Raw genomic sequence first — 19284 nt, 5'->3', positions numbered from 1 at the left:
TCCATCATCAGGAGACACCGCCATGAGCGGCATCAACAACAGCATCAACATTCCGCTCGACGAGCTCGAAGTCGGCCAGAAATTCCGTTCGCCGGGCCGCACCGTGACCGAGAGCGACGTCGTGATGTTCTGCATGTTCACCGGCAACTGGATCGAGATCCACTCGAACAAGCAATATGCGGAGAAGACGCGCTGGGGCGAGCGCATCGTGCAGGGCATGCTGACGTTCTCGCTGATCTCGGGCCTGTTGCAGTTCGGTCCGGCGATCCAGGCCAACTACGGCGTCGACAAGATGCGCTTCCTGAACCCGGTGAAGATCGGCGACACGGTCTACGCGACCGCCGAAGTGATCGCGAAGAAGGACAAGGACGACAAGTTCGGCGTCGGCACGATGCTGATCCAGGCGTACAACCAGCGCGGCGAAGTCGTGCAGCGCAGCGAATGGAGCCTGCTGATGCTGCGCAAGCGCGCCGACCTCGACGCGCTGATCGCCGAAGCGCAGCCCGATTTCAAGGTCTGAGGAGCGCAGCCATGACTCCTCGTCCGGTTGCGGCGATCGTCGGCATGGGCGACGCCTACGCGTCGCGCGCGAATCGCAAGGACCCGCTGCAGTTGGCCGCCGAGGCGACGCTCAACGCGCTCGCCGACGCGGGCATCGGCAAGGACCGGGTCGACGCCGTGTTCACGGGGCGCTCGCCCTGGGCCGACAAGCGTTCGCAGTGGAGCAACATCTTCATCTCGCACATGCAGATGCCGGTGACGATCACGAGCGAGCTGACGATGCACGGCGCGGGCCTGACGTCGACGCTCGCGATCGCGTCGCAGATGATCGCGGCCGGCCGCGCCGAGTATGTGCTGTGCCTGCAGAGCGACGCGACCGAGCTGTTCGTCGACGCGGTCGCGATGGGCGCGGAAGCCGATGCGGATCCGCAGTTCGAGATTCCTTACGGCCCGACGATTCCGGCGCTCTATGCGCAGGCCGCGCAGCGCTATTTTCACGAGTTCGGCATCACCGAGGACGATCTCGCCGATGTCGCGATCGCGAACCAGCGCTGGGGACGTCATCATCCGCATGCGGCGAAGGCGAAGTTCGGCGAGATCGATCGCGCGGCGGTGCTGTCGTCGCCGTACGTCGCGACGCCGCTGCGCCGCTGGATGTGCTCGACCTGGGGCGGCGGCACGGGCGGCGCGTTGATCGTCACGTCGCCGGAGAACGCGCGTCACGCGCGCGATCCGGTCTACCTGCTCGGCTACGGATCGGCGACCACGCACGAGTACCTGACCGATCGCATGAACCTGCGTCGCTGCCGGTTCGACAGTCTCGGCGCATTGCCGAACCTGACGACCACTGCCACTGCCGAAGCGGCGCGGCAGGCCTATGCGATGTCGGGCCTGACGCCCGCCGACATCGACATGGCACAGATCTCGGTGAACTTCGCGCATATGGGGCCGATCGTGATGGAGGATCTCGGCTTCGCGAAGAAGGGGCGCGGCATCGATCTCTATCGCGAAGGTCGCACCGGCGTCGACGGCGACCTGCCGACCGACACCAACGGCGGCTGGCTGTCGTTCGGGCAGCCCGGCATCTCGTGCAACATGGACAGCATGATCGAGGCCGTCCGGCAGTTGCGCGGGACGGCGCTCGGGCTTGCGCCGTCGCGCCGGCCGCAAACCGTGCTGGTGCAGGGCGCGGGCGGGATGCTGGCTGCCGGCGCCGTGCTGCTGCTGTCGTCCGCAACGTGATATCCGACCGGAGCATTCCATGACCGAAACGCATTCCCCGAATGCCTGGCCGCAGCCCTACCGGCTGCTCGACGCGCAACCGTACTGGGACGCGCTGGCCGAAGACAAGCTGACGTACCAGCGCTGCACGTCCTGCCACGAAGCCGTGTGGCCCGCTCACTCGTTCTGCACGCACTGCGGCGCGAAATCGCTCGACTGGACCGAATCCTCGGGCCGTGGCGAAATCTATTCGCACAGCACGATCATGCGCGGGCCGACGCCGGTGTGGGCCGGCATCGTGCCGTACACGGTCGGCTTCATCCGCATGGACGAAGGCTACTACCTGTTCGCGCAGATCGATGCGCCGGCGGAGACGATCGCGATCGGCCAGCGCGTCGAGGTCCGCTTCGTACAGCGCGGCGCACAAAAGTTGCCGGTATTCGTGCCGTCGACAAACTGAGGGCCGCGCGCGGCGCGCCGGCCCACCGGCGCCCGCGCGGCGTGCCCCGCTCACGGAGGAGACATCGTGAAGCCCTTTGATTTTCATCGCGTCGACGGAGGCTGAGATGGCCGGACCGCTCGACGGAGTACGCATCCTCGACCTGACGTCGAACTTCATGGGCCCCTACGCGTCGCTGCTGCTCGCCGACATGGGCGCCGACGTCTGCAAGATCGAATCGCGCGACGGCGACACGACGCGCCATATCGGCCCGAGCCGCCATCCGGGCATGGGCCCGATCTTCCTGCACCTGAATCGCAACAAGCGCAGCCTTGTGCTCGACCTCAAGCATCCGGACGGCATCGGTGCGGTGAAACGCATGGCCGAAGCGGCCGACGTGCTGCTCTACAGCATGCGGCCGCACACGATGGCGAAGCTCGGCATCGCGTACGAGGACGTGCGCAAGCTCAATCCGCGCATCATCTACTGCGGCGCATTCGGCTTCGGGCAGAACGGTCCCTATGCGTCGCGCCCGGCGTACGACGACCTGATCCAGGCCGCGGTCGGAATGCCGGTGCTGCAAAGCCGCAAGGCGGGGCCGCCGACCTATGTCGCGACGGCGGTCGCCGATCGCGTGGTCGGCATGGCGACCAGCAATGCGGTCGCGATGGCGCTGTACCGGCGCGAGAAGACCGGCGTCGGACAGCAGGTGTTCGTGCCGATGCTCGAGACCTTCGCGCATTTCGTGCTCGGCGATCATCTGTACGGGCACACGTTCGTGCCGCCGCTCGGCGACTGGGGCTATGCGCGGATGATGAATCCCGACCGCCGCCCGTATCGCACGCGCGACGGCTATATCGGCGTGAACGTCTATGCCGACCATCACTGGCAGCGTTTCTTCGTGCTGTCCGGGCATCCGGAGATGGCCGACGATCCGCGCTTCAACAACATCGGCGGCCGCACCGAGCATATCGCGCAGCTGTATGCGTTCCTCGCGAGCGTGTTCGAGACGCGCACCACGGCCGAATGGGTGAACGCGCTGACCGAAGCCGACATTCCGGTGATCGAGATGAATACGCCCGAAACGCTGATCGACGATCCGCACATGCAGGCGGTCGGCTTCTTCGCCGAGCAGGAGCATCCATCCGAAGGCCGGATCCGGACGCTCGGCATCCCGCAGCAATGGAGCGAAAGCGCGCCGGAATTGCGCTATCCGGCGCCGCGCCTCGGCGAGCATTCCGCCGCGCTGCTGGCCGAGTACGGCTTCGGCGCCGAGGAAATCGACCGGATGCTGGGGTCGGGCGGCGCGTACGCGCCGGACGCGAGCGGCTCGCCGCAATCGCAGTAAAACGAAAACAGGAGAAGCGACATGTTGCGTGACCTGCCGCTGTCGGGCGTTGTGGTGGTCGAACTGAGCGATAGCGCATCGGCGCCGTTCGCCGGAAAAATCCTGGCGTCGCTGGGCGCCGAAGTCTGGAAGATCGAGCGCCCGACCGGCGACTCGGCGCGCGGCTGGGGGCCGAGCGAATGGAAGGGCAGCGGTGCGGCGTATCACGCGCTGAATCGCGGCAAGCGTTCCGTCTGCATCGACATCAAGGACCGCGAGCAACTGGCGACGCTGCACCGGCTGATCGCCGAGCATGCGGACGTGTTCATCCATAACCTGCGGCCGGGCTCCAGCGCGCAATACGGCCTCGATGCCGACAGCCTGCGCGTGACGAAGCCGGAACTGGTCTACTGCGAGATCGGCGCGTTCGGCCATCTCGGACCGTTGAACACGCTGCCCGGCTACGATCCGCTGATGCAGGCGTTCTCGGGGATCATGAGCATCACCGGCGAGGAAGGGCAGGCGCCGGTTCGCGCCGGCGTGTCGATCGTCGATTTCGGCTCGGGGCTGTGGGCCGTGGTCGGCATCCTCGCGGCGCTGTATCGCCGCCAGATCAAGCACTGCGGTGCGACCGTCAACGGCTCGCTGCTCGAAACGGCGATCGGCTGGATGACCGTGGCGATCGCGAACTACAGCGCGGACGGCGATACCGGCGGCCGGCACGGATCGGGCGTCGCGTTCATCGTCCCGCATCGCGCGTATGCGACGGCCGACGGCTATCTGATCGTCAGCGCCGCGAACGATGCGCTGTTCGCCAAGCTGTGCGCGGCACTCGAGCGCCCCGAATGGGCGCGCGACGAGCGCTTCGCGACCAATGCGGCGCGCCTGCGCAATCGCGCGGAGATCGACCGCCTGATCGGCGAGCAGCTCGCGACGGAGAGTCGCGCGACGTGGCAGGCGCGCTTGCAGGCGGCGGGCATTCCGGTCGCGCCGATCCAGACTACCGCCGAGGTGGTCGCGCATGCGCAGACGCACGCGCTCGGCATCATCGAGAAACCGTCCGACGACGAGATCGGCCTGGTCGGGCTGCCGCTGTCGTTCGACGGCAAGCGCCCGCCGCCGCTGCACGCGGCGCACGACATCGGCGCCGACAACGCGTCGCTCGATGCGCTGCTGCGCACCGGCCGCTAGGCGCGTCGCGGCAACGGTCTGATGATTGGCGGCGCGGCGGGGCGACCGTCGCAGCTGCGCCACGGAGATCGGCGCACCGCGCGCGGCCGTGCGCGATCGCACGGCCGCGTCCCGCCGCGCCGTTCGCGTCGATCCGGTGTACGATCGGCGTCGAACGCCGCGATCCTTCACGCGCCGCGCGCGCGCCGCCACGTCTCGTTTCCCGCACGACGCGCCCGGCACGACGACGGCGCGCAACCGGCCGCGGCGCCGACAACGTCATCGAGACGTGCATGAGGGGAGACATGAGTACATTCAATCGCCTGCACCTGATCCGGCAGGTCGATCTGTTTACGCTGAAGCTGTTCCTGTCGGCGGTCGAGGAGCAGCAGATCGGGCTCGCGGCGATCCGCGAGAACGTCGCCGCGTCGACCGCGACCAAGCGCATCCAGGACCTCGAGGACATCGCCGGCATCAAGCTGCTCGAACGCAGCCCGAAAGGCGTCGCGCCGAGCCCGGCCGGCGAGGTGCTGGTCCGCTACATTCGCCGCATCTTCGACGACCTCGACGACATGCGTTCCGAGATCTCGTCGTTTACCGACGGCATGCGCGGCGAACTTTCCGTCGCGTCGGCGCGCTCGATCATCGTGCCGTTTCTCGCGCGCGAGATCGGCGAGTTCCAGCGCGAGTATCCGCTCGTCGATCTGGTCGTGAACGAACTCGAGAACGCCGAGATCGTGCAGGCCGTCGCGCGCGGCGATGCGGACGTCGGCGTGTTCGCGGCCGCGCACGAGCTCGATCTCGGCGGCGTCGACGTGACGCCTTACCGCGAGGACCGCCTCATCGCGGTCGTCCCGCTGGGTCATCCGCTCACGGCGCGCGCCAGCCTGACGACCGAGGATCTGCTGTCGGAAAACCTGATCGTGGTCGGCGCGATGCTCGGCGCGATCCGCGCGGCCGCGCGACGTATCGGTGTCGATTTCGAGCCGCGCTACGGTGTCAGGAGTGCGGGCGTCGCCGTCAGCCTCGTACAGGCCGGCCTCGGCGTGACGGTGCAGCCCGAGTGCCTCGTCAGTCATGAACTGTTCAGCCGCGTCGCCGTGATGGAGCTGGCCGAGCCGTGGGCCGTGCGCCGCATCCATATCGCGACCGCGCGCGGCCGCGAGCAAGGCCCCATCGCGCGCGCGCTGATCCGGCAACTGCTGGACCGCCCGGCCGGCGACGCGCCGGCGGCGTGATGAAATGCGCGGCCCTCAGGGCTTGCGGTATTTCAGCGCGTCGACCAGCAGCGAGAACGCGGAGGTCGCGTTTCGCCGGTTCGCGTAATAGAGGTGGTAGCCCTCGAAGGTCTTGCGCCAGGCGCCCAGCACCTCGACCAGCTGCCCGGACGCCAGCGCCGTGCGCACGTATTCGACGGGCAGGTAGGCAAGCCCGAGGCCGGCAAGCGCCGCGTCGCGCACCGGTGCGATGCTCGTGTACACGAGCGGGCCGTCCACCTTGATGCGTTGCTCGTTGCCGGCCCTCGTGAAAATCCACGGGAGAAATTCGCCGTGCGTCGGCAGGCGCAGGTTGATGCATGCATGCGAGACGAGATCGGCCGGGCGCTTCGGCGCAGGATGGCGGTCGAGATACGCGGGCGCGCAGACGACGGTCATCGGAATGTCGGGGCCGATGCGCACCGCGATCATGTCCTTCGCGACGAGGCGGCCGCGCCGCACGCCGGCGTCGAAACGGCCGTCGACGATGTCGGCGAGCCCGTAGTCCGTCGTGATCTCGATCCGGATGCCCGGATGATCGGGCAGGAAGCGCGCGATGGCCGGCTGCAGCACGCTCTGTACCGCGAATTCGTCGGCCGTCAGCCGGACCACGCCGGTCGGCTTGCCGACCAGTTCGCCGATTTCCTCCAGTCCTGCATCGATTTCGCTCATCGCGGGGCCGACGCGGTTCAACAGCCGTTCGCCGGCCTCGGTCAGCGACACGCTGCGCGTCGTGCGCGCGAACAGCCGCAAGTCGAGCCGCGCCTCGAGGCCGCGAATGGTCTGGCTCAGCGCCGACTGCGACACGCCGAGCCGCGCGGCCGCACGCGTAAAGCTGCGCTCTTCCGCCACCATCACGAACGCGGACAGATCCTTCAGATTGTTGCCGGCCATTGAGAACCTCTGCTTATGACTTCAAGAAGATTTTGCAGGATTATCACTCGGCGAGCCAGTCTTTAACATGGTCGCTGTTTCGACTTCGCAATCGAGGACAAGGCCATGTCGCAATCCGTCACATTCCGCAATCGATCGGTGGACGTTGCAGCCGATCTGTACTTCCCGCCGAACTTCGACGCCGGCACGAAGTATCCGGCCATCATCTGCGGCCACCCGATCAGCAGCTGCAAGGAGCAGACCGCGTCGATCTACGCGCAGAAGCTGGCCGCGCTCGGCTTCGTGACGCTCGCGTTCGACGCCTCCCATCAGGGCGCGAGCGGCGGCGAGCCGCGCTACCTCGAAGATCCGGCGTCGCGCGTCGAGGACTTCCGTTGCGCGGTCGATTATCTGGTGACGCTCGATTACGTCGACGACGCGCGTATCGGCGTGCTCGGCATCTGCGGTGGCGGCGGCTATGCGGTCAACGCCGCGATGACGGAGCGCCGGATCAAGGCGGTGGGCACCGTCGTCGCGGCCAACTACGGCCGCATCATGCGCGAAGGCAACCTGTCGGCCGACGCGGCGCTCGCCACGCTCGACGCGATCGGCAAGCAGCGTACCGCGGAGGCGCGCGGCGCCGACCCGCTGATCGTCACCTACATTCCCGCGTCGGAAGCCGAGCGCAAGCAGGCCGGCATCAACGACATCGACATCGTCGAAGCCGTCGACTACTACACGACGCCGCGCGGCCAGCAGCCGGGCTCGCCGAACAAGCTGCGCTTCTCCGGCCTGCAGGCGGCGGTGGGCTTCGATGCGTTTCACCTCGCGGATCAGTTGCTGACCCAGCCGCTGCAGATCGTCATCGGCAACAAACCGGGCGCGTTCGGGTCGTACCGCGACGGCTACGAACTGTTCGAGCGCGCGCGTTCGAGCCGCAAGAACCTGTTCGTGGTCGACGGCGCGAGCCACTACGACCTGTACGACAAACCGCAGTACGTCGAGCAGGCCATGTCGAAGCTCGGGCCGTTCTTTCAGGAAAACCTCGCGGCCGCGCGTTGACGCTGGCGGGACATTTCCGCGCACGCGTTTCCGTTTTTCATCGTCCGGCGATCACGCCTATGCCGCGCGCTGCGGCGCGGCGTGACGACGTCGATCTATCAAGAGAAAGTTTTCATGGCAAAGATCTGGTTCATCACCGGCGCCTCGTCGGGTTTCGGCAAGGCATTGGCCGAGCACGTGCTGGCTGGTGGCGATTGCGCAGTCCTGACCGCGCGACGCCTGGCGCCGCTGCAAGCCATCGCCGGCCGCTACGGCGACCGCGCGCTCGCGCTGCCGATGGACGTGACCGACGCAGCCGCGCGGGCGACCGCGCTGCAGGCCGCGTTGCAGGCGTTCGGCCGCATCGACGTGCTGGCGAACATCGCCGGTCGCGGTTCGTGCGGCGCGGTCGAGGAATTTTCGTCGGCCCAGCTGCGCGAGCAGATGGAGCTCAACTTCTTCGCTGCGGCCGAGCTGACGCGCGAGGTGTTGCCGCACATGCGCGCGCAGGGCAGCGGCCACGTGCTGAACCTCACCAGCGTCGCCGGGCTCGTGACGTTCCCCGCATGCGGTCCGTATTGCGCGGCGAAGTTCGCGCTCGAAGCGTGGAGCGAGGCCTTGCATCACGAAGTCGCGCCGCTCGGGATCCGCGTCACGCTCGTGGAGCCCGGCGCATTCCGGACCGAATTCGCCGGCGACGCGAACATGCGGCCGGAGCAGTCGCTCGACGCGTATCGCCCGATCGTCGCGCCGATGCTCGACTATTTCGAACGCGAGGCCGGCAAGCAGGCGGGCGACCCCGCGAAGGCCGCGCGCGTGATGGTCGATGCCGTCAATAGCGACGTGCCGCCGTTGCGGCTGATGCTGGGCCAGGACGCGTATCGCGCCTGGGACGCCGCGATCGCCGCGCGTGAGGCCGATCTGGCCGCATGGCGCGATCGAGGCGAAGCGACGGCCTACGATGGCGTCGAAGTGACGTCGATCGAGTCCCTTTCCGCGTAGGGCGGTGGATACCGCGCGTTCGCTCCGACCATTCGTGTCGCGCCCGATCCACGATCGGGCGTGCGCATTGCCGCCACCGGCATTTCAAAGTACGGGAGGGATGCCCCGTGCAAATTGACGGGTGCACCGATGCCCGCGCATCGTGACGGTACGTGCACCGCGTGCCCGCGTATCGCGGCCGCACGCGCGATGCGGCAGCGCGCGCCGCCCGGCGGCCGCGTCACGACAGGAGACGAAGCATGCAATCCCCCAACGGCGCTGGAGAATCGGCGTCTGCACCGACGGATGTCACCGCGGCCATCGTCGCGCATGTCGCGTCCGTGGCGAACCGGTGCGCGACCGATGCCGATACCGCAGCACTGTGCCGGCTTTTCCTCGACAACTTCATCGTCTCGCTGTGGGGCGCGACACGGCCGTGGACGACCCAGATCGCGGGCTGGTCGCGGCGTTTTGCCGGCACGGGCGCGAGCCCGGTCCTCGGCGGCGACTGGACGGCCGATGCGTCCGTTGCCGCGCTGGTGCACGGCACGGCCTCGCACAGCTACGAGCTCGACGACACGCATAACGAGACGCTGAGCCATCCCGGCGCGGCCGTGATACCGGCGGCGCTGGCCGTCGCGGCGGACACCGGCGCGTCGCAGGCCGCGCTGTTTCGCGCGGTGGCCGCCGGCTACGAGGCGATGGCGTTGGTCGGCGCGGCGGCGGGCGGGATGGAAACCGTGCATCGCGGGTTTCATCCGACGGCGATTTTCGGCACCTTCGGCGCGGCCACCGCCTGCGTGGCGCTTCATGCGTATCGTCACGACGCGCCGGTCACGCCGGAAGCGCTGATTCGCGCCTGGGGCCATGCGCTGTCGCAGGCAAGCGGCTCGATGCAGTTCTCGGCGGAGGCGGCTGGCGGCGAGGTCAAGCGCGTTCATGCGGGCATCGCGGCACGCAACGGCGTGATCGCCGCCGAATTTGCGCAGATGGACGCGGTGACGGCGCCGCGGTGCGTCGTCGAAGGCGCCTACGGGCTCGCCGCGCTGTTCGGCGGTCCGCTGCGCGCAGTCGAACGGCATGACGCGCTGCAGATCCATGCGATCAGCCTCAAGCCGTACGCCTGTTGTCGCTTGTTCCACTCGACGATCGACGCGCTGGCTGAGTTGACCGACAACTTTGCGATGCGAACCAACGACATCCGCGAGATCGTGATCAGCGGCCCACCGCTGATCGCGGACCAGCATATGCTCGCGCAACCCGAATCGACGATGGCCGCGCAATACAGCTGTCCGTATATCGTCGGCGCGACGCTGAGCTACGGGCCGTACCGCTATGACGCGTATGACGACGCGTTTCTCGCCGATCCGCAGATCCGGCGCATCGCGCAGCGCGTGCGCTTCGAACCGAGCGACGCGCTGACGCAGTATTACCCGACCCGCTTCGCGACCGGCGCGCGGATCGTGCGCGACGACGGCACCGCGCGTGCCAGCGTCGTGATCGACAGCGTCGGGACGCCGGCCAGACCGTTGACGCTCGAGCAGATCATCGCGAAGGGCGACGGTCTCGCGGCGCATGGCGTGCGGACGTCGGCGGTCAGGCAGTTCGCCACGCTCATTCAGGACGCTCGCAGCGACGGCCGGACGCTCGCGCATGCACTGGCGAATGTCGCGCGCGAGATCGAGGCTGCCGGGAGGGCGCAATGAGCGTTCACGACAACGGCGCGGCAACCGACGCGGTGACGCGCGAGCCGCTGCATACGAGGCGGATCGCGTTCGAGGGATTCAGGCGAAGCGACGGACTCTTTGAAATCGAAGGTCATCTGACGGACCGCAAACCGCACGATTTCGCGCCGCCCAGCGGCGTGCGCGTGGTGCCGGCGAACGATCCGATTCACGACATCGGGCTGTGCGTGGTATTCGATCTCGATATGGTCATCCACGCGGTCAGCACCTTCATCCGCGCCTATCCGTACCGCGAATGCCCGGGCGGCGGCGCGTCGCTGCAGGCGCTGGTGGGGTTGCGGATCGGGGCGGGCTGGGGCGGCGAGGTACGCAAGCGACTGCCGCCCGGCGAAACCTGCGCGCATCTGCGCGAAATCCTGATCCCGCTCGCAACCGCGGCCATCCAGGCCGTCAATCCGCTGCGTGCCCGAGGTTTGCTCGAAGCAACCGACGCCAGCGGGAAACCGCTCAAGATCGACAGCTGCTACGCATACGGTGCGTCGCGCGAACTCGTCCGGCAGCACTGGCCGATGTTTCATCAGCCGAGCAAAGGCTGACCGATCACCGCATCGAAGCGGCCTGCGGCGGCCATCGTCACGCTGCCGGTCGGTCGCGCCGGGGAACCGGCGCGATCGTCCATGACAACGCGCGCCGATCCGCGCGGTCCATTCATCGGCTGCCGTCCCGGCAAGGCTTTCCGGTTGGAAACGCAGGTCTTGATTGATAAGCCTGGCTTATTGGCGCATGAACTTCATGCAGTCTAGTTGCTGGCGACATCGACGACTATATTCGACCAGGTCCGGGATGCAAACGTCGAATCGCCCCGGTGAAACATCAACTGGAGAACTCATGCAATCAGTCAAATTTCCGAACGGCGCGCTTGAAATGGCCGCGAACCTCTATTTTCCCGAAGGCTTCGACGCGGCCCGCAAGTATCCGGCCATCGTATGCGTGCATCCGGGCGGCGGCGTCAAGGAGCAAACGGCCGGTCGCTATGCGGAGCAGCTGGCGCGCGAAGGCTTCGTCACGCTCGCGTTCGACGCGTCGTTCCAGGGGGAAAGCGGCGGCACGCCGCGGTTTCTCGAGGATCCTTATGCGCGCGTCAACGACGTGCGCAGTGCGGTCGACTATCTGGTGACGCGCGATTGCGTCGATCGCGACAGGATCGGCGCGCTGGGTGTCTGCGCAGGCGGCGGCTATGCGATCCACGCGACGATGACCGACCGGCGCATCAAGGCGGTTGGCGGTATCAGCACCGTCAATATCGGCAGCATGTTCCGCGTCGGCTGGCGCGGCGACGAGCCGGCGGCGAAGGCGATCGGGCTGCTCGAACTGGGCGCCGCGCAGCGCACGCGCGAGGCCGACGGCGAGCCGGTCGCGTATCTGCCGTTCTCGCCGACGAGCCTCGACGGCGTCGAGGATCGCGACATGCGCGAAGCGTACGACTACTACCGTACGTCGCGCGCGCAGCATCCCAACACGCCGAGCCAGTTCACGACCAGCAGCCTGCCGCAACTGGTGACCTACGACGCATTCGCGTCGGCCGACGTGCTGCTGACGCAACCGCTGCAACTGATCGCCGGCAGCGACGCCGGCTCGCTGTGGTTCAGCCGGGACATCTTCGACAAGGCGGCCAGCACCGACAAGCACCTGCACGTGATCCCGGGCGCCACGCACATGTCGCTTTACGATACGCCCGAGCAGATGCGCGAAGCGGTGTCGAAGCTGGCGCCGTTCTTCGGCAAGCACCTTTGATCCAGCGCGCGAGCGGGGCGTCGGTACGATCGCGTACGCGGCCGGCCGAGCCCCTCCGACGCGAACGCAGCGGTTTGCGCGATGCGCCGCATCAGCCGCACCCCGCGATCGAGTGCCGGATGTCGCCCGGATCGCTCAACCGGAACTAGCCTGTTTTCAGGCGCGTGCAGTCAGGCCCCAGCGGATCTCAAACGGGGTACGCCGAGCAGAAAGCTCTGCATCCCGACACAACTGACGATCTGCATGACCTGCAGCACTTGCGCCGGTGTCGCACCGTAGCGAAGCGCGTTGCGCGTATGAATGCGGACGCCCGGCTCGAAGAGGTGTGTCGTCGATACGTCGATTGCCACGTACAACAATTCCTTGACGACCGGCGCCAGCTCGCCGGTCTTCCACGGTGCCGACGAAAACGCCGTATACCCGTCGAAGAACGCGGGAGAACTGCGAACCATGCCTTGCAACTCGTCGCTCCAGTAACCGCGGCGCTCGGTGAACTGCGCGCGCACTTTCTCGAAGGCGTCGTCGAGCGGGAACACCGCATCGAGCGATTCGCCGGTGGCGGCAAGCGCTTCGAGCAGGATTGGCACCCCGACCATATACGCATGAATGCCGAGAACGGAGGCGACCTGAAGCACCTCGCGCAGTTCACCGCGGGTTGCGCCGTGTTTCACGGCGGCTTCGACGTGGTGGCTGACGGCCTCGGAATTCAGGTGCGTCACGCTTGCATTGGCGGCGATCAGGACGAAGTCGCGTATCTTCGGTTCGAGGTGCGTCGCGCCCATCGCGACTTCGGCCATCGACAGATAGCTGGCGAAGAAGGCAGGGTCTTCCTGCAGCGCAGATTCGAGCCCGTTGTTCCAGAAGCCGTGCAGATGTTCGAATCGTGTCTTCAGAACGTTTGAATCGTCCATTCCTTTCCTTTGCGTGGCGCACGAACCCGAATGCGGGCGGCTACCCAAGAATAGACGCTGGTCGAAGGTGCCGGAAGCGGGTTGCATACGGCGTTTCCGTACAGTGGAATCGAATCCGCAGTTGCCCGCAACGCGATGACGCGGCGCCCGGCATGAGCGCCGCCGCGACGAATCGAGCCGACGCCGCTCTCCTCGCGAGATATTGCCCGTTCCGTTGTACGGAAAGCACCGTGTGCCGACATTGACCACGACCCGGCACGTCGGCACGCTTTGCATGAATGGCGCGGCCGCGCTCGCAGCGACCAGCGTGTTCGGATTGCCCGCGTCAGTCCAGTGCAGGAAAACTGCCAACAGGGAGATGAACGATGCCTCTTTTCAATAACGTGTCAACGAATCGACGACTCGCTTTCGACGCACGTCTCGAGTCTCCCGCCACGCCGGGCCGTGAACCCGCGCAGTGCATCACGGAGTAGCGCGTATGGCGCTCGACCCTGAAATCGCCGCGATTCTGCGCAGCCTCGAATCGACGCCGCCGATGGAGAGTCTGTCCGTCGACGCGCTGCGCGCAGGCCTGGCCTATCCGCCGCTCGATCGACGCACGATGGTCGGCGAGGTCGTCGACCTCGAAATACCGCTGGCAGGGCGCTCGTTGCCGGCTCGCTTGTACCGGCCGCGGCCGGAGGCCAGGCAAAGCGACGGCGTGATCGTGTTCTTTCACGGCGGCGGCTTCGTGATCGGCAATCTCGACACGCACGATCACGTGTGCAGAGATCTATGCGAGGGAAGCGGGGCGGCCGTGATTGCGCTCGACTATCGGCTTGCGCCCGAGCACCGCTTCCCTGCCGCGGTCGACGACTGCTTCGACGCCGTGGGCTGGATCGCGCAACAGGCGGAAACACTGTCGCTCGATGCGTCGCGCATCGTCGTGGCGGGCGACAGCGCGGGCGGCAACCTCGCAGCGGTGACCGCGCTGAGGATCCGCGACGAAGGCGGCCCGTTGCTGTGTGCGCAGGTACTGATCTACCCGGTGACCGACTACCACACGCCGCCGACCCGCTCGTACATCGAGAACCAGTCCGGTTATGCGCTCACGCGCGCGGCGATGATTCGGTTCTGGCACGACTACGTCGCGAACGAGCGGGATGCGTTTCATCCGCATGCCTGCCCGCTTCGCGCAAGGTCGCTGGCGGGATTGCCGCGCGCGCTCGTCGTGACGGCCGGCTTCGATCCCTTGCGCGATGAGGGGGATGCCTATGCGAATCGCCTGTTCGACGCGGGCGTGCCCGTCACGTTGAGGCACTACGAAGGCATGATCCACGGCTTCTTTCGCATGGGGCTCGCGTGCGCGGCGGCAAAGGAAGCGCTGACGGAGGCGGCGGCCTGGATCGGCGGTGCGATCGCGCGTCGCGGCGTGACTGCCTGATCGATAAACGGATTCGGGATTCAAATGGATACAGTGAAACATATCGGCTTTCTCGGTCTGGGGCAGATGGGCGGCCCGATGGCCGAGCGCTTGCTGGGGCAATCGTTCCGCCTGCATGTGTACGACCCGTCGCCCGCGGCCCTGAAGCCCTTTGTCGACGGCGGCGCGGTCATCCACGATTCGCCGCGCTCGGTCGCCGATGCGGCCGGCATCGTATTGGCGTGTCTGCCGAATCGCGACGTGTCGCTGGCCGTCGGCCTGGGCCCGGACGGCGTCGTGCACGGGACGGCGATCCGCCTGTACGCGGAGATGTCGACGATCGGTCAGGACATGATCGTGCGTATCGGCGACGGGCTGGCGGAGAAAGGCATCGGCATCGTCGATGCGCCGATCTCGGGCGGTGCGCCCGCCGCGCGGGCGGGTACGCTCGCGATGCTGGCGGCCGGCGCGCCGGCGCTCGTCGAGCAGGTCATGCCGCTGCTGTCGCTGATCGGCAAGGACGTGTTCGTGATGGGCGAGCGCGCCGGCATGGCTCAGATCATGAAGATCGTGAACAACATCATCATGGCGACCAATCTCGTCGTCTGCTCGGAAGGGCTGGCAATGGGCGCGAAGGCCGGTCTCGACCCGGACATGATGATGCGGCTGCTCGACGCCGGTACGGCGCAGAGTTTTGCAGGTTCGAAGATGCTGAGCCGCGCCGTGTCGGGTCGATTCGACTATGGCGCGGCGCTGGCGATCATCGAAAAGGACATGTCGCTCGGCTTCGACGAAGCGCGTCTGCTGCATATCGCGACGCCGACGATCGACCGCGCGCGCGATGTCTGGCATGCGGCATACGATGCGGGACGCGGTGCCGACGATTTCACCTCGATCCTGACGTTTGTCGCGGAGCAAGGCGGCACCTGCGTGCGCGGGCGAGCGCGTTGAGCTCGCGCGTCATCGACGCCGCGTGGCGAGTGCGCGACGCGGCGTCGTGTTCAGGCCAACCGTGCGGGCGGCCGGAGCAGGAAATGTTCAGGCCGGTCACGGCTCGTAGCGAACCTCGCGAAGCAGCATCTCGAGATCACGCGCCGCCTGTTTGAGTGCCGGCACGATGTGTTGCCTGATGGCGTCGAGGTCCGGATCGGGCCGGATCGCACCACAGCTGAGCGACATCGGTGTGGCGGAGCGGCCGACGCTGATCGGTAACGCGATGCCGTATGCATGACGCTGGAATTCGCCGAACGACATGCATACGCCGTTCGAGCCCAGATCGTCGAACGCGTTGTCGATGCCGATGCGCATCGCTTCGCGCTGGGGGCCGGCGGCTTCCAGCAACCGCGCGACGTATTGGCGTCGCTCCGGTTCCGGCAGCGTCCAGAGCCACGCGCGCCCGATCGCCGTCCAGCCCATCGGCAGCAGTGAACCGACGCCGAGGCGCAGCGTGGCGATGCCTGCGCTGGTCCGATGCGCGATATACAGCATGTCGAGCCCATCGGGCGCGGCAAGCGCGACGGACACGTTCAACCGGTCGGCAAGCTGCTGCATCGGCGAATGGGCGAGTCGCGTGACAGGGTTGGTTTCGAGGTAGGCGTACCCGATGCCGAACACGCCTGTAGCGAGTTCGAACTGCGTGCCGCCCGCCACGCGGCGGATGTAGCCGAGATGGATCAGGGTAGAGGTCAAACGCGAAACGGCCGAGCGCGACATGCCCGTGCGCTGCGCCAGTTCTCCGTTGGTCAGCGGCGTGCGCTCGGCGTGAAATGCGCGCAAAACCTGCAGGCCGCGATCGAGCGTCTGTGTGACATGGGGTGCCTGGGGCATTGCGACTCCCGGACGATCGAGCTGCCTCGTCATGGTGTTCTTCCGTGTTCAGACGCAGGGCGGCACACGCTCGCGAAGCGTCTGCGCAATCGCGACGAGGCGCGGGCCGAGTTCCCGTTCGAGCCTCGCCTGCGCGAGGCGGGCCGTGCGGCCGACGCAGCCGAGCACGAGTGGCGGCCGGTCGGGAAGCGGGACGGGCGCGGCGACACACGCCAGCTCCGGTTCCCAGTCGCCATGCAACATGCCGAACCCCAGTTCGCGCACCTGCGCGACTTTCTCGAACATGCGGCGCCCGATGGTGGGCCAGTTGTCGTCGGCACGCCGCTCGAGCTCGCATTGCAGGTAGCGGCATTCCGCTTCGGGCAGGGCGGCCAGCAATGCCCATCCCATCAGCGAATACGCGATATGCATGCGCATGCCGGGCCGCAGCCGCAGATCCAGCACGGTGCGGCTGCCGATCTGGGTATCGAGGATCAGGATGTCGAGGCGGTCGCGCGTGCCGAGCAGTACGTAGCTATCGGTCGCCTCGGCCAGTTTCCGCATTTCGATGCTGGCGAGCCGCTGAAGGTCGGGATCGGCGACGGCCGCGTAGCCGAGCGCGAGCGACGCGGCCGCGAGCGCATATTTCCGGCTGGCCTTGTCGTGGTGCAGGTAGCCGAGTGCGACCAGCGACCGGAGCAGGCGCAGCGCAGTCGGCGGCGGAATGCCGGTTGCCTGTGCGATCTCCAGATTGCTCAGCCAGCCCTTGTCCGGGCCGAACGCCGACAGGATCGACAGCCCGCGTGCGAGCGGCGTCACCATCGCGCTGCTCGGTGCGCGTTCGCCGCGAGGCAGTTTGGGCCACGCGGTGTCGACGCCGTGCGGGCCATTGCCGGACCTCGCGTCGACGTGTGTCGGCAAGGATCTACCGGGGTGCATCCGTGTCTCCGTCTGATTCTTCGATGGCGGAACCTGTGCTTGTCCGGCCCGCCTATGCGCATCATGTCGAATCGTACTACCATCGCGCCCGTCATGGCGCGGCGGCATGCCCGCCATTCGGTTGCGCGGAGCGCGGTCGGCAGGTCAGTGCGACGCACGCGCAGCGAGGATGCGGAGGTGCTCGCATATGAAGCTCAGGCCGGCGCGGCTTCCGGGCAGAACGCCAATCATCATGAGAAAGCCGTGCATCTGTCCGGCTGCGCGCAGATGATGAACCGGCACGCCGGCTTGCACGAGGCGCTGCGCGTAGGCTTCGCCTTCGTCGCGCAGCACGTCGTGCTCGGCGGTGACGACGATCGCCTCCGGCAGACGCGAGAGGTCGGCCTCCCTCAGCGGCGAGGCGAGGCTTGAGTGCCGGTCCGCGTCGGTTGGCGCATAGTGGGTCCAGTACCACATCATCGCGTCGCGACTGGTCAGAAGCTGATTGTCGGCGGCGAGGTACGAAGGCCGATCGAACCGGCAATCGGTCACCGGGTAAACGAGCAACTGGCCGGCGAACGATACCGTTTCCTCCTGCCGGGCGAGCAGCGTGACCGCGATCGCGAGGTTCGCGCCCGCGCTGTCCCCGCCGACGATCACCGGCAGTGTCGTGCCGAACAGGGCAGCTTGTTGCGCGACGAGCCACCGCGCGGCCTGCCAGGCGTCGAATACCGGGCCCGGAAATGGATGTTCCGGCGCCTTCCGGTACTCGACGAGCGCAACCGCGACACCCGCACCGGCGGCGATTTCCCGGCACAGCGGCGTGAATTCGTCGATGCCGCCGACCACCCAGCCGCCGCCGTGAAAATAGACGAGCAGCGCTTGCGGACCTTCGTCCGGCATGAACAGGCGTGCGCGGAGCGAGCCGCCGTCCACCGGGATATCGAGCGAAATGGTGGCGCGTACGTCGGCTCCCGCCGACAGGATCGTGCCGATTCGTGCGAACGCGGCGCGCGCCTCGTCCGGCGTCATCAGGTGACGCGGCTTCGATGCTGTCGCGGCGAGCTTGCCGATGAAGGCGCGGGTTTCATTGTCGAGGCTCACGATATCGACTCCTCGGGGGCGCGATGCAGCGCAACGAAGCCGTGAAAAGCCGGGCGCGCGTTCGACGGCGTCGAGCAGCGGTTCATGTGATGTCTCCGTGGTTCCATCAGCCGACTGGATCGATTTCGTCGGCATTGGTCGCGTCGCCGAGGGCGAGCGCCGTGCGTCAGCTCAAGCCGACTTCCGCCCGCAGCGCGAACACCGGGTCGTGCCGGTCACGCCGGCCGAGCGTCCACGCCGGGTTGAGCGTGTTGTCGGCTGCGTCGACGAGGTGCGACTGTATGGCGTCGAACACGGTTCGGCGACGCGCGACCCGCCACTCGTCGTTGCGTTTCTCGAAGCGGTCGACATAGCGTCCGAATACTTCGACGCGGCTGTTGTGGGTGCTGTCGGCATGTTTCGCGTCGAGCATCGACCGATGTTCGCTGGCCTGCGGCGCGAGTTCCAGCCGCGCGACGAAATACGTTTCGACGGCGGCGACGCCATCGGACGCGAATTCGACGAGACAGTTGCCGAGGAAGTGCGTGGAGGTCAGCAGGCTCGGGGCGTCGTGCCGCTCCCTGACCCATGCGATGAAGGCGTCGCGTGTGCCCTTGAAGTCCGCGTGGTCGTCATGGCAGTCCTCGAAGAACGCGGAACGGACGAGTTCCCAGTCGCGACGGTCGACGCCGCGAGCGTAGCGAAGCATCACGTCGCGGATCAGGTCCTTGTCGATCAGGCGTTGCAGGGCGGCAGACATGGCGCGGCACTCCTTTCATTTTCCTGCCTCCACGATGAAGAGCCGGCCGGTATCGCGTCAATTCGCGCGGCGCGCGTCTGCCGTACTTTGGAATTTCGCACGATCGTGCGATGCGA

The 19284-nt window shown here is 67.1% G+C and carries 19 protein-coding genes; 13 read left to right on the top strand and 6 right to left on the bottom strand.

The window, feature by feature from the left end; genetic code table 11:
- The first annotated feature begins 22 nt into the window (after positions 1–22).
- The 6 genes from WS57_RS16785 (at position 23) to WS57_RS16760 (ending at position 5896) form a co-directional block, all read left to right on the top strand.
- Positions 23–520 (top strand): MaoC/PaaZ C-terminal domain-containing protein, encoded by a 498-nt coding sequence (locus WS57_RS16785; protein WP_009688658.1) that lies wholly within the window; start codon positions 23–25, stop codon positions 518–520.
- Between the two features lie 11 nt (positions 521–531).
- Entirely contained in the window at positions 532–1743 is a 1212-nt protein-coding gene (locus WS57_RS16780) for a thiolase family protein (protein WP_059516609.1), read from the top strand.
- Between the two features lie 19 nt (positions 1744–1762).
- Entirely contained in the window at positions 1763–2182 is a 420-nt protein-coding gene (locus WS57_RS16775; RefSeq protein WP_009688660.1) for a Zn-ribbon domain-containing OB-fold protein, read from the top strand.
- A 106-nt stretch (positions 2183–2288) separates the two neighbouring features.
- Entirely contained in the window at positions 2289–3509 is a 1221-nt protein-coding gene (locus WS57_RS16770) for a CaiB/BaiF CoA transferase family protein (RefSeq protein WP_069244566.1), read from the top strand.
- Positions 3510–3530: 21 nt separating this feature from the next.
- On the top strand, positions 3531–4679 hold the full coding sequence (locus WS57_RS16765; RefSeq protein ID WP_059516613.1) for a CaiB/BaiF CoA transferase family protein: 1149 nt from the start codon (positions 3531–3533) through the stop codon (positions 4677–4679).
- Between the two features lie 284 nt (positions 4680–4963).
- Positions 4964–5896: a LysR family transcriptional regulator gene (locus WS57_RS16760; protein ID WP_009688663.1), complete on the top strand. Its 933-nt coding sequence runs from the start codon at positions 4964–4966 to the stop codon at positions 5894–5896.
- A 15-nt stretch (positions 5897–5911) separates the two neighbouring features.
- Here WS57_RS16760 and WS57_RS16755 read toward each other — a convergent pair whose 3' ends face one another.
- A complete protein-coding gene (locus WS57_RS16755; protein ID WP_009688664.1) occupies positions 5912–6808 on the bottom strand; it encodes a LysR family transcriptional regulator in 897 nt (298 codons plus the stop codon).
- Between the two features lie 105 nt (positions 6809–6913).
- Between WS57_RS16755 and WS57_RS16750 the strand changes: the two genes are divergently transcribed.
- The 5 genes from WS57_RS16750 to WS57_RS16730 all read left to right on the top strand — a co-directional run bounded on the left by WS57_RS16750 (position 6914) and on the right by WS57_RS16730 (position 12288).
- Entirely contained in the window at positions 6914–7849 is a 936-nt protein-coding gene (locus WS57_RS16750) for an alpha/beta hydrolase (RefSeq protein ID WP_009688665.1), read from the top strand.
- A gap of 114 nt (positions 7850–7963) precedes the next feature.
- Positions 7964–8830, top strand: a complete 867-nt coding sequence (locus WS57_RS16745; protein WP_059516617.1) for an oxidoreductase — start codon at positions 7964–7966, stop codon at positions 8828–8830.
- Between the two features lie 239 nt (positions 8831–9069).
- Positions 9070–10515 carry an MmgE/PrpD family protein gene (locus tag WS57_RS16740; RefSeq protein ID WP_069245435.1) on the top strand — a complete coding sequence of 482 codons (1446 nt, stop codon included), beginning with the start codon at positions 9070–9072 and terminating at the stop codon, positions 10513–10515.
- The gene (locus WS57_RS16735; RefSeq protein ID WP_009688668.1) at positions 10512–11090 is read left to right on the top strand and encodes a DUF2889 domain-containing protein; all 579 of its coding nucleotides are present in this window, start codon (positions 10512–10514) and stop codon (positions 11088–11090) included. The genes WS57_RS16740 and WS57_RS16735 overlap by 4 nt, the downstream gene beginning before the upstream one ends.
- 292 nt (positions 11091–11382) lie before the next feature.
- Positions 11383–12288, top strand: coding sequence for an alpha/beta hydrolase (locus WS57_RS16730; RefSeq protein WP_069244565.1), 906 nt, complete (start codon positions 11383–11385; stop codon positions 12286–12288).
- A gap of 170 nt (positions 12289–12458) precedes the next feature.
- Here the strand turns inward: WS57_RS16730 and WS57_RS16725 are convergent, their stop codons facing one another.
- Positions 12459–13199 carry a carboxymuconolactone decarboxylase family protein gene (locus tag WS57_RS16725; protein ID WP_009688670.1) on the bottom strand — a complete coding sequence of 247 codons (741 nt, stop codon included), beginning with the start codon at positions 13197–13199 and terminating at the stop codon, positions 12459–12461.
- A gap of 478 nt (positions 13200–13677) precedes the next feature.
- Between WS57_RS16725 and WS57_RS16720 the strand changes: the two genes are divergently transcribed.
- Both WS57_RS16720 and WS57_RS16715 read left to right on the top strand, forming a co-directional pair.
- Positions 13678–14622, top strand: coding sequence for an alpha/beta hydrolase (locus WS57_RS16720; RefSeq protein ID WP_009688671.1), 945 nt, complete (start codon positions 13678–13680; stop codon positions 14620–14622).
- A gap of 24 nt (positions 14623–14646) precedes the next feature.
- Positions 14647–15552: an NAD(P)-dependent oxidoreductase gene (locus WS57_RS16715; protein ID WP_060255200.1), complete on the top strand. Its 906-nt coding sequence runs from the start codon at positions 14647–14649 to the stop codon at positions 15550–15552.
- 96 nt (positions 15553–15648) lie between these two features.
- Here the strand turns inward: WS57_RS16715 and WS57_RS16710 are convergent, their stop codons facing one another.
- The 4 genes from WS57_RS16710 to WS57_RS16695 all read right to left on the bottom strand — a co-directional run bounded on the left by WS57_RS16710 (position 15649) and on the right by WS57_RS16695 (position 19168).
- The gene (locus tag WS57_RS16710) at positions 15649–16428 is read right to left on the bottom strand and encodes an IclR family transcriptional regulator (protein WP_059516670.1); all 780 of its coding nucleotides are present in this window, start codon (positions 16426–16428) and stop codon (positions 15649–15651) included.
- A gap of 48 nt (positions 16429–16476) precedes the next feature.
- Positions 16477–17229, bottom strand: a complete 753-nt coding sequence (locus WS57_RS16705) for an IclR family transcriptional regulator (RefSeq protein ID WP_236871941.1) — start codon at positions 17227–17229, stop codon at positions 16477–16479.
- A 261-nt stretch (positions 17230–17490) separates the two neighbouring features.
- Positions 17491–18429: an alpha/beta hydrolase gene (locus tag WS57_RS16700; protein ID WP_069244563.1), complete on the bottom strand. Its 939-nt coding sequence runs from the start codon at positions 18427–18429 to the stop codon at positions 17491–17493.
- A gap of 166 nt (positions 18430–18595) precedes the next feature.
- On the bottom strand, positions 18596–19168 hold the full coding sequence (locus WS57_RS16695; RefSeq protein ID WP_069244562.1) for a nuclear transport factor 2 family protein: 573 nt from the start codon (positions 19166–19168) through the stop codon (positions 18596–18598).
- Between the last annotated feature and the right edge of the window lie 116 nt (positions 19169–19284).

This window comes from Burkholderia pseudomultivorans (genome assembly GCF_001718415.1).
GTDB classification, from domain to species: Bacteria; Pseudomonadota; Gammaproteobacteria; order Burkholderiales; family Burkholderiaceae; genus Burkholderia; species Burkholderia pseudomultivorans_A.
The sequence above is the reverse complement of the archived record's forward strand: the minus strand, read 5'-3'. Positions and strand labels throughout refer to the sequence as shown.